This is a genomic window from Streptomyces sp. NP-1717, assembly GCF_022695985.1.
GTDB lineage: Bacteria > Actinomycetota > Actinomycetes > Streptomycetales > Streptomycetaceae > Streptomyces.
The window spans coordinates 1-8,674 of sequence record NZ_JAAPBF010000274.1 but is presented as its reverse complement, the minus strand read 5'-3'; the positions used below and the strand labels follow the sequence as shown (position 1 = coordinate 8,674).

The window sequence follows — 8,674 nt, the reverse complement described above, 5'->3', positions numbered from 1 at the left end:
AGGCGGGGAAGTCGCCCGGAGCATGGCAGGCTTGGCACATGGCTCAGATCAACCCCAGCATCCTGTCCGCCGATTTCGCACGTCTGGCCGAGGAGGCGAACGCGGCCGAAGGCGCCGACTGGCTCCACGTCGATGTCATGGACAACCACTTCGTGCCCAATCTGACTCTCGGTGTCCCGGTGGTCGAGGCGCTCGCCCGTGCGACGGAGACTCCTCTGGACTGCCATCTGATGATCGAGGAGCCCGATCGCTGGGCCCCGCAGTACGTCGAGGCCGGAGCCGGTTCGGTCACCTTCCACGCGGAGGCCGCCGCGGCCCCTGTCCGGCTGGCGCGCGAGATCCGCGCCAAGGGCGCGCGTGCCTCGATGGCGCTGAAGCCCGCGACGCCCGTCGAGCCGTACGAGGACCTGCTGCCCGAGCTCGACATGCTGCTGATCATGACGGTGGAGCCGGGCTTCGGCGGCCAGGCGTTCCTGGACATCATGCTGCCCAAGATCCGCCGTACCCGTGAGCTGATCTCCAAGCACGGCCTCGAACTCTGGCTCCAGGTCGACGGCGGTGTCTCGGCCGCCACCATCGAGCGCTGCGCCGAGGCGGGGGCGGACGTGTTCGTCGCCGGTTCGGCGGTGTACGGGACGGACGACCCGGCGGCGGCGGTGCGGATGCTGCGCCACCAGGCCGACGAGGCGACCGCCTCGGCCGGCTGGTCCTGCGCCCACTGAGCGCAACTCCACGCGGCCACCGGGCCACGGCTTCATGAACGGCGCCCGACCGGGCTGATCAAGGACCGCCGAATCTGACAGGATGAGAGCGCGTCCAGAGTGTGAACAGCAGTGAGGAGATCGCGGTGTCTGGTATGTCGGCGGGTCGGCCGGCCCTGCGCATGGGACCCGCGGAATTGGTGCAGGCCGCCGCCATGGCCCGCCGCTTCTATCTGGAGGGCAAGTCCAAGATCCAGATCGCCGAGGAGTTCGGCGTCAGCCGCTTCAAGGTGGCCCGGGTCCTGGAGACCGCGCTCGAACGTGACCTCGTGAGGATCGAGATCCGCGTCCCGGCCGAGCTCGACGCCGAGCGTTCCGACGCCCTGCGCGCCCGCTACGGCCTGCGGCACGCCGTCGTCGTGGAGTCGCCCGCCGAGGGCGCCGACGAGTCGCCCGACCCCGAGAACCTCGGCGAGGTCGCCGCCGACCTTCTCGGCGAACTGGTGATCGAGGGCGACGTCCTCGGTCTGGCCTGGGGCCGCTCCACCATCCATATGGCCGCCGCGCTCGACCGCCTGCCGCCCTGCACCGTCGTCCAGCTGACCGGTGTGTACGACGCGGGCACCGCCGAGCGCGGCTCCGTCGAGGCCGTACGGCGAGCCGCCCAGGTCTCCGGCGGCGAGGCGCACCCGATCTACGCCCCGATGCTGCTGCCCGACCCGGCGACCGCCGCCGCGCTGCGCAGCCAGACCGGTATCGCCCGGGCCTTCGACTACTTCGACAAGGTCACCGTCGCCGCCGTCTCCATCGGCTCCTGGGAGGCGGGGATCTCCACGGTCCACGACATGCTCACCGACGAGGAGCGTTCGCACTACGCGTCCCTCGGGGTCGAGGCCGAGATGTCGGCGCACCTCTTCGACGCGGAGGGCCGGCGGGTCGGACGGGACCTGGGCGAGCGGTGCATCACCGTCGAGGCCGACCGGCTGCGCCGTATCCCCGAGGTCGTCGCGATCGCGGGCGGCCAGCGCAAGGGCGCCGCCATCGGAGCCGTCCTGAGATCCGGGCTCGTCACGAGCCTGGTCACCGACACCGCCGCGGCCGACTTCCTGCTCCACGACTTCGAGCCCGGCCCGCGACCGGCACTGGAGCGCAAGGACCCGGACGGCGAGTAACGGCACGGGTCTCCGCGCCACCGCCGGCTCTCGGCCGAAGCTACGAACGCTCCCGGCCCGCGTCGGCCGATGGTACGGAAAGCATCCCGCCGGTTGGCCAGAAGTCCGTGCCATCGGCGATGATGACGTAGGAGCCGCAGCCGGGACCGTCCACCGGTCCGAGCTGACTCCCCACCCGCCCTTTCCGTAGAACCGCAGGTGAGAGAGTCGGTATGCGTTTCCTCAATGATCTGAAGCCGCCGTACGACCTGACGTACGACGACGTGTTCATGGTGCCGAGCCGTTCGGCCGTCGGATCCCGGCAGGGTGTGGACCTCGCCGCACCCGACGGCACCGGAACCACGATCCCCCTCGTCGTCGCCAACATGACGGCGATCGCGGGCCGCCGCATGGCGGAGACCGTCGCCCGGCGCGGTGGCCTCGTCGTCATCCCGCAGGACATTCCGATCGAGGTCGTCACCGAGGTCGTCTCCTGGGTCAAGACGCGGCACCTCGTGCTCGACACCCCGATCGTCCTGGCGCCGACGCAGACCGTCGGTGACGCGCTGTCCCTGCTGCACAAGCGGGCGCACGGCGCCGGAGTGGTCGTCGACGGCGGCATGCGCCCCGTCGGGATCGTCACCGACCACGACCTGACCGGGGTCGACCGGTTCACCCAGCTGTCCGAGGTCATGTCCAAGGACCTGCTGCTCATCGACGCGGACATCGACCCGAGCGAGGCGTTCGACCGGCTCGACGGCGCCAACCGCAAGCTGGCCCCGGCCGTGGACGCCGAGGGCAAGCTGGTCGGCATCCTGACCCGTAAGGCCGCCCTGCGCGCCACGCTCTACACCCCGGCCACCGACGCGGCCGGCCGGCTCCGTATCGCCGCCGCCGTCGGCATCAACGGGGACGTCGCGGGCAAGGCCGCGCAGCTCCTCGACGCCGGGGTGGACACGCTGGTCGTCGACACCGCGCACGGCCACCAGGAGTCGATGCTCGCGGCGATCAGGGCCGTCCGGGCGCTCGACCCCAAGGTGCCGATAGTGGCGGGCAACATCGTGGCCGCCGAGGGCGTGCGCGATCTCATCGAAGCCGGCGCCGACATCATCAAGGTCGGTGTGGGCCCCGGCGCCATGTGCACCACGCGCATGATGACCGGCGTGGGCCGGCCGCAGTTCTCCGCCGTGCTGGAGTGCGCGGCCGAGGCGAAGAAGTACGGCAAGCACGTCTGGGCGGACGGCGGTGTCAGGCACCCCCGCGACGTCGCGATGGCCCTGGCCGCCGGAGCCTCGAACGTGATGATCGGTTCCTGGTTCGCCGGTACGTACGAGTCGCCCGGCGACCTCCAGCAGGCCGCCGACGGACGGCTGTACAAGGAATCCTTCGGCATGGCGTCGGCACGCGCCGTACGGAACCGCACCAGCGAGGAGTCGTCCTACGACCGCGCCCGCAAGGCGCTCTTCGAGGAGGGCATCTCCACCTCGCGGATGTTCCTGGACCCGTCGCGGCCGGGCGTCGAGGACCTGATCGACTCGATCATCGCCGGCGTCAGGTCCGCGTGCACCTACGCCGGGGCGAACTCGCTGGAGGAGTTCGCGGAGAAGTCGATCGTCGGCGTCCAGAGCGCGGCGGGCTACGCGGAGGGCAAGCCCCTCCACGCGAGCTGGAGTTAGGAATTGTCCGGTTCGTCCGGCCTGGTGCGAAGAACTTTTCTCCGGTCCGCCATCCGTACGCGACGGCCCTGACCCGGCCATTCCAACTCCCCTGACCTGGTCTTTCCTCGCCACTCACGGGGCAGTGTCCCGGTCGCCGAAGCCACGGCGACCGGGACCGGCACATTCCGGTCGGAGATCGGGGGACATGACTCGGTTACGGCTGGGTACACGGGCTGTGCACTGTCCAACGGAGCAGGGGAGGACACAGTGTCCATGGCGAGCACAGTCCCGACCGAGAGCACGCAGTACGGAACCCACCAGGCCGACATGGCCGAACTGGGCCTCCCGTACGTGGAGAACCCCGGGGATGTGGCACCCAAGGACGCGCGGGAGATTTCGCGGATCTTCTTCGTCCGGCTGGCGGAGCTGGAGGAAGGCACCCACGAGCACCAGTACGTCCGCAACACCCTGATCGAGCTCAACCTGGCCCTGGTGCGGTACGCGGCGACGCGCTTCCGTAACCGCTCGGACCAGATGGAGGACATCGTCCAGGTCGGCACCATCGGCCTCATCAAGGCGATCGACCGCTTCGAGCTCAGCCGCGAGGTGGAGTTCGCGACGTTCGCCGTCCCGTACATCGTCGGTGAGATCAAGCGGTTCTTCCGTGACACGAGCTGGGCCGTGCACGTGCCGCGCCGCCTTCAGGAGCTGCGGATCGACCTGGCCAAGGCGACGGACGAGCTGTCGCAGCGCCTGGACCGCTCCCCGACGACGGCCGAACTCGCCGAATACCTGGACCTCGACGAGAACGAGGTCATCGAAGGCGTCGTCGCGAGCAACGGCTACACCGCCGGCTCCATCGACATGCCGACCGACGACACCGCCGAGTCCTCCTCCAGGCTCGCCGACCGGCTCGGCGCGCCCGACGCGCAGCTGGAGGCGGCGGAGAACGTACAGGCGCTCAAGCCGTTGATCGACGAGCTGGACGACCGCGAGAAGTGGATCCTCCAGATGCGCTTCGGCGCGGAGATGACGCAGTCGGAGATCGGGCAGGAGCTGGGCGTCTCCCAGATGCATGTGTCGCGGCTGCTGTCACGGATCACCGGACGGCTCCGGGAAGGTCTGCTGGCCGTCGAGTGAGCCCGACGGCCCCGTAACACCTGTACGCGTGGTGGAGGGGAAGGCCCGGAACCCGGGCCTTCCCCTCCACCACGCGTACAGGTGTTACGGGCCTGTTCAGCAGACCCGCGGCGGAGTCGCCGGGCGGTCCCAGACAGCCTGCACGCGCTTGCCCTCCGGCAGCGGCCGGATCTCCACACGGCTCGCCAGCCTCAGCACCATGTGCCAGCCGAATCCGCCACCGCCGCCGAAGTCGGGGTCGCGCGGAACGGGCGGCTGCGGGCTCGAATCGTCGATCTCCACGACCAGCGCCTCGCGCCCGGCCGTGAGATGGAGCCGCCACCAGCCGGAGGTGTGCCGTACGGCGTTCGCCACCAGCTCGGAGACGACGAGCAGCACCGCGTCCAGGTCGGCCCAGGGGCAGTGCCGCGTCAGGAAGTCGGCGGCGGCCCTGCGGGCGGACGCCGTGTCACGGTGGGGTGATTCCACGATCACCACGTGCGGCTCTTCACTCATCTCAGTCGCTCGCCTACCCCGTCCTCGGGCAACCATGAGGTCCCGTCGCGGGGGAGCCGCCGGGCCGGACAGGGACGAGCCGACCGGCCGGCACCACGGACGGGGGTACCGTTCTCGTTCCGCGCAGGGCGGCCGTGACCGCCTCCGCCATGAGTACATGCCCGCTGTCGTCCGGATGCAGTCCGTCCACCAGATGCTCCGCGCGGAGCAGGCCCCGGCCGGGCAGCAGCAGAAGCCGTTCGTCGCCCGCCGCGACGCTGTCGCGTACCGCTTCCTCCATGGCCGTGCGGAGTTCCGCGAGCGTCGCCCCGAGCGAGTTGCGCGTGTGCTCGGCGGCGGGCCGCAGCACCGGCGAGAGCAGCAGCAGCGGGGTGGCGGGGTGCCCCTCGCGTACGAGAGCGAGGAACGCGCGCACCGTCTCGTACAGCAGCGGCGCCGAATACGGCACCTCGGACCAGCAGTTGGTGCCGAAGGCGAGGGTGAGCAGATCCGCGGGGAGCGCGGCGACCTGGGCGGCGGTGACGAGTTCGCCACGGGCGGCGCCCGCGTAACCGAGATTGACCGTGTCCAGGCCGAGCGCGCGGCCGGCGACGGCGGGCCAGGAGTGCGCGGGGCGCGTCGACCACCAGCCCTCGGTGATCGAGTCGCCGTGGACGACCCAGCGCGGGCGCGCCGGCGCCGGGGCGACGGTACCGCCGACCGGCCGCAGACCCAGGATCACGGGCGCGTGCGCCTCGGGGAGGTGGACCGTGAACGGACCGGCGGACGCGGGCAGTTCGATACGGACCGACCGCTCCCGCGCCGGTTCGCCGAACGTGTCGCCCAGGTGGCGCTCGTCCTCCCAGAGGGCGAAGCCGTGGGCGAGTTCGGACAGCGGGCCCCCGGGCTCGGGCACACCGGCGCGGTAACGGATCTCCAGGGCGTACGCGTCGTCCGACACGAACTCCAGCCGGACACCGATCGGGAGCGCCGCGCGCTCGGCGATGTCCCACGGCAGCCGGGTCAGATCGGCGGGGTCGGCGCGAATCACCCGGTCGCCGTCCCTCCAGCCCACGCCACGCAGGAAGGGGGCGGGATCCAGCCAGCTCATCGTTCTCCTCGGTCTCGGTCGGCCCGGAGGCCCGGTCGTCGCCCCGGCGCCTCCCCGCCCGTCGTCCGGCGCGCGGGCCCGACTTCATGGGTGCCCCGAAAAAGGCCCGAAATGTTCCGCCGTCCTCGCCGGGATCACCTGGGTGGTCCTCGGAATCCGGCCGGCCGCCGGCCGCATGGTCTACTTCGGATAGGGGGCGCGCCGCCCCTGGCCGGCCACGGCACCGCCACCATCCGCAGAGAAGTGATCCCACCCGCAGTGCGACTGAACAAGCTCGACGAACGCATCGTGCACGCCCTCGCCGAGGACGCCCGCCGCTCCTTCGCGGACATCGGCTCCGAGGTCGGTCTCTCGGCGCCCGCCGTGAAACGGCGGGTCGACCGGCTGCGCGCCGAGGGCGCCATCACCGGCTTCACCGTGCGGGTGGACCCGGCGGCGCTCGGCTGGGAGACCGAGGGGTTCGTCGAGATCTACTGCCGGCACAAGACCTCGCCCGAGGACATCCGGCGCGGACTGTCGCGCTACCCGGAGGTGGTGTCCGCCTCGACCGTCACCGGCGACGCGGACGCCGTGGTCCAGGTCTTCGCCTCCGACATGCGCCACTTCGAGCGGGTGCTCGAACAGATCGCGGGGGAGCCGTACGTGGAGCGCACGAAGTCCGTGCTGGTGCTCTCACCTCTGCTCAGGCGCTTCTCGTCGGGCGCCCCCGGCTGACCGGGCCGTCCGGTACGGCGCCGGGGCTCCCGTCCCCTGTGCGGGAGCCCCGGCCGTCACCGTCGGCTCAGAGCCGCGGTTCCCAGGGCAGCACCGTGAAGTCGCCGGTGCCCGCCTTGACCGTCTCGAACGGCGCGGAGCTGACGCACTTGGGCAGCGGCCCCTGGTCGACCGGGCTGCCGGTGGAGGCCCAGCTGTAGCCGAGCCGGTCCTTGCGCCCCAGGTCGTGCACCGTGACGCCGACCCGCTCGCCCTCGGCCCCCTCCAGATCGGACTCGGTGACGACGCCGCTCACGACGGCCACCTTCCCGCCGGTCACCAGACAGTCGACCTTCACCTCGGCGAAGGCGCCGTCGCCGTTCAGGTAGTGGCTGAAGCGGAAGGTGCCGGTGGCCTTGCCCGGGTCACCGGTGTCTTCGGCGGCCAGGTGCGCGTCGAAGCTGAAGGTGATGTCGTCACCGAGCGAGCGGTACAGCTTGGCGGTGCCGGTCAGGGCCGCCGCCTCCCGCGTCGTGCTCCGGTCGCCGGCCCCGGCGCCGTCCGACGCGGCGGCCGGTCCGCCGGTCGCCGCGACGGAGGTGGCGATCAGCAGCGCGGCCCCCACCGCGGTGGCACGGGTGCGGCGGCGGAACGACGGTGCGGCAGGACTCATGGAAGACCCCTCCTCAGGAGTACCGGTTCTCCCGGTACGGATGCGGTGCGCCCGGTGCTTCCCGGGCCTGATCACCGTCCCGCGCCGGCCCCCTCCCGGGCGTCACGCCACGGTCCCCACCCGCTCCGCCGCACGGCGGAGGACCGGCTACGACCAGCGGTGCAACGAATCGCCGTACCGGGGCAGGAACACGCAACGATTGCCCCGCCCACACGCAACAGAGGCGCCTTGTCGCGGCGGAAGCCGGAGCCGTACCGTCAAGACGTCCCCCCGAACACCATGACGCCCTGAGGTCTGCCATGCCGCCGTCGAGTATCGCCCTGCTCCAGAGCTCCGGCCGGCCCGGCGATGTCGTGAAGAACCTCGGGATCCTCGCGGGCGCGGCCCGCGAGGCCGCGGCCGGCGGAGCGGGGCTGCTGGTCTGCCCCGAGATGTTCCTCACCGGATACGCCATCGGCGCCGACGTGTCCCGGCTGGCCGAGACCGCGGACGGTCCGGCTTCCGCGACCGTTGCCGGGATCGCCGCCGAGCACGGCATCGCGGTCCTGTACGGCTACCCGGAGCGGTCCGGGGACGGCTCGCGCGTCCACAACGCCGCGCGGCTCGTCGGCCCGGACGGCGCCGCCCTCGCCGACTACCGCAAGACCCACCTCTTCGGCGGCTTCGAACGGGAGTGGTTCACACCGGGCGACACCCCGGTCGTACAGGCCGAACTCGGCGGTCTGCGGGTCGGGATCATGATCTGCTACGACGTCGAGTTCCCGGAGAACGTACGCGCCCACGCGCTCGCCGGGACGGACCTGCTGCTGGTGCCCACCGCCCAGATGCACCCCTTTCAGTTCGTCGCCGAATCGCTCGTCCCGGTACGCGCCTTCGAGAACCAGATGTACGTGGCGTACGTGAACCGGACAGGCCGCGAGGGGGAGGGCGGGGCGGCGTTCGAGTTCGTCGGGCTGAGCTGCCTGGCCGGTCCGGACGGCACCACCCGCGCCCGCGCGGGCCGCGGCGAGGAACTGCTCTTCGGCGACGTCGACCCCGAACTGCTGCGGGCCTCCCGCGCCGCCAACCCGTAC

General features: G+C 71.5%; 9 protein-coding genes. 6 read left to right on the top strand and 3 right to left on the bottom strand.

Annotation, left to right across the window (positions count from 1 at the left end):
- Positions 1-38 precede the first annotated feature (38 nt).
- The 4 genes from rpe to GXP76_RS31835 all read left to right on the top strand — a co-directional run bounded on the left by rpe (position 39) and on the right by GXP76_RS31835 (position 4,650).
- Positions 39-722 (top strand): ribulose-phosphate 3-epimerase, encoded by a 684-nt coding sequence (gene rpe, locus GXP76_RS31850; RefSeq protein ID WP_242575094.1) that lies wholly within the window; start codon positions 39-41, stop codon positions 720-722.
- A 101-nt stretch (positions 723-823) separates the two neighbouring features.
- A complete protein-coding gene (locus tag GXP76_RS31845) occupies positions 824-1,873 on the top strand; it encodes a sugar-binding transcriptional regulator (protein WP_242575093.1) in 1,050 nt (349 codons plus the stop codon).
- 212 nt (positions 1,874-2,085) lie between these two features.
- A complete protein-coding gene (locus GXP76_RS31840; protein WP_242575092.1) occupies positions 2,086-3,528 on the top strand; it encodes a GuaB1 family IMP dehydrogenase-related protein in 1,443 nt (480 codons plus the stop codon).
- Between the two features lie 255 nt (positions 3,529-3,783).
- Positions 3,784-4,650, top strand: a complete 867-nt coding sequence (locus GXP76_RS31835) for an RNA polymerase sigma factor SigF (RefSeq protein ID WP_374363346.1) — start codon at positions 3,784-3,786, stop codon at positions 4,648-4,650.
- Between the two features lie 96 nt (positions 4,651-4,746).
- Here the strand turns inward: GXP76_RS31835 and GXP76_RS31830 are convergent, their stop codons facing one another.
- A complete protein-coding gene (locus GXP76_RS31830) occupies positions 4,747-5,145 on the bottom strand; it encodes an ATP-binding protein (RefSeq protein ID WP_242575091.1) in 399 nt (132 codons plus the stop codon).
- 13 nt (positions 5,146-5,158) lie between these two features.
- Positions 5,159-6,235 (bottom strand): GDSL-type esterase/lipase family protein, encoded by a 1,077-nt coding sequence (locus GXP76_RS31825; protein WP_242575090.1) that lies wholly within the window; start codon positions 6,233-6,235, stop codon positions 5,159-5,161.
- Positions 6,236-6,493: 258 nt separating this feature from the next.
- Here GXP76_RS31825 and GXP76_RS31820 point away from each other — a divergent pair, with 258 nt between their 5' ends.
- A complete protein-coding gene (locus GXP76_RS31820; RefSeq protein ID WP_078078353.1) occupies positions 6,494-6,949 on the top strand; it encodes an Lrp/AsnC family transcriptional regulator in 456 nt (151 codons plus the stop codon).
- A gap of 67 nt (positions 6,950-7,016) precedes the next feature.
- Here the strand turns inward: GXP76_RS31820 and GXP76_RS31815 are convergent, their stop codons facing one another.
- Positions 7,017-7,601 (bottom strand): Repetin, encoded by a 585-nt coding sequence (locus GXP76_RS31815; RefSeq protein WP_242575089.1) that lies wholly within the window; start codon positions 7,599-7,601, stop codon positions 7,017-7,019.
- Positions 7,602-7,900: 299 nt separating this feature from the next.
- On the opposite strand from GXP76_RS31815, the gene GXP76_RS31810 reads away from it, so the two are divergent.
- Positions 7,901-8,674 (top strand): carbon-nitrogen hydrolase family protein (locus GXP76_RS31810; RefSeq protein WP_242575088.1); only part of this gene is annotated, 774 nt, incomplete at its 3' end.